Below are 1,403 nucleotides of genomic sequence, written 5' to 3' on the forward strand. Positions count from 1 at the left end.
CTATTGGTATTTTAGGTGAGTACATAGGTAAAATTTATATCGAAACAAAAAAGAGACCTCGATATTTAATTGAAGAATATCTTAAATAATAATTTAAAATTTATTATTTTCCATTTACATTGATCAAAGTATTTTCTGCAACCAAAAAATAATTTATTTTTAGATTTAATGACAAATTTCAAAAAAATTCATTTCGAAATCTCAGAACGAAAGCTTTTATTGCGGCTTTTCGATGTTTTTTTTGTGTTATTGGTTTTAAATGTTTTTAGTAATTTTTTTAGCTTTGATTATTTTAATATATCTCAATCTAATTATTATTGGATTGTTTTTCTAGCACTTTACATCAATGTTTTTGGTTCTGTTTTCGAGATGTATAATTTGCAAGTCGCTAGTAATCAGTTGCAAATAATAAAAAGTATTGTTCTTACTACATCTGTCACGGTTTTGTTTTATTTATTAACGCCAATATTTGCACCAATATTACCCAAAAACAGGTTACAAATTATTTATTTTTATGTTGCAATTTTTCTTGCTTTATTTTCTTGGCGAATGTTTTATGCTGTTTTTTTAGCATCGCATAGGTTTTCAAAAAAAGTAATTTTAATTTGCGATATTAATCAAGTAGAAGAATTGGTCGTTGGACTCGAAAAAATCGACTTGCATTACAAAATTGTCGGTTATATTAACACAGATAGTATTCAAGATAAAGACTATTGTTTTAATTATGTTAAAAATATTGAAATAGATAACTTAAATGATTTTGTTAAAATAAACGGAATTTCTGAAATTGTAATCGCATCTCAAAAAACCGACGGAATTACTGTAAAATTATACAATCAATTGATTTATTTGCTAGAAAATGGATTAGTAATAAGAGAATATACACAAGTTTATGAAAGCCTAACTTACAGAATACCAGTTCAATACATTGAAAGAGATTTTTATAGATTTTTTCCGTTTTCAAGAAACAATCAAAATAAATTTTACTTAGGTTTTGTTAAAATTACAGAAATTATTATATCGATATTCGGATTAATTTTGGCTTTTGTTTTTATTCCATTTATATTAATTATTAATTTTTTTGCCAACAAAGGTTCATTGTTTTATGGTCAAGATCGAGTTGGTCAAAACGGAAAAATATTCAAAATATTAAAATTCAGAACAATGGTGCAAAATGCCGAAAACGGAACACCAATTTTTGCAAAAACCAACGATTCGAGAATTACACCATTCGGTAAATTTCTTAGAAAATCAAGAATAGACGAGTTTCCACAATTTCTAAATATACTAAAAGGCGACATGGCTGTAATCGGACCAAGACCCGAAAGACCAATTTTTGTTAAAGAAATTGCCGTTAAAATGCCGTTTTATGAAACCCGCCATGTTGTAAAACCAGGGTTAAC

1 protein-coding gene is annotated in these 1,403 nt (G+C 26.7%); it reads left to right on the plus strand.

From position 1 onward, the window contains the following. Positions 1-168: 168 nt before the first annotated feature. On the plus strand, positions 169-1,403 hold a 1,235-nt coding region (locus RMO83_RS03560; protein ID WP_310558303.1), incomplete at its 3' end, for a sugar transferase.

Origin of the sequence: Flavobacterium sp., from assembly GCF_031423415.1 — a bacterium.
Classification (GTDB): Bacteria; Bacteroidota; Bacteroidia; order Flavobacteriales; family Flavobacteriaceae; genus Flavobacterium.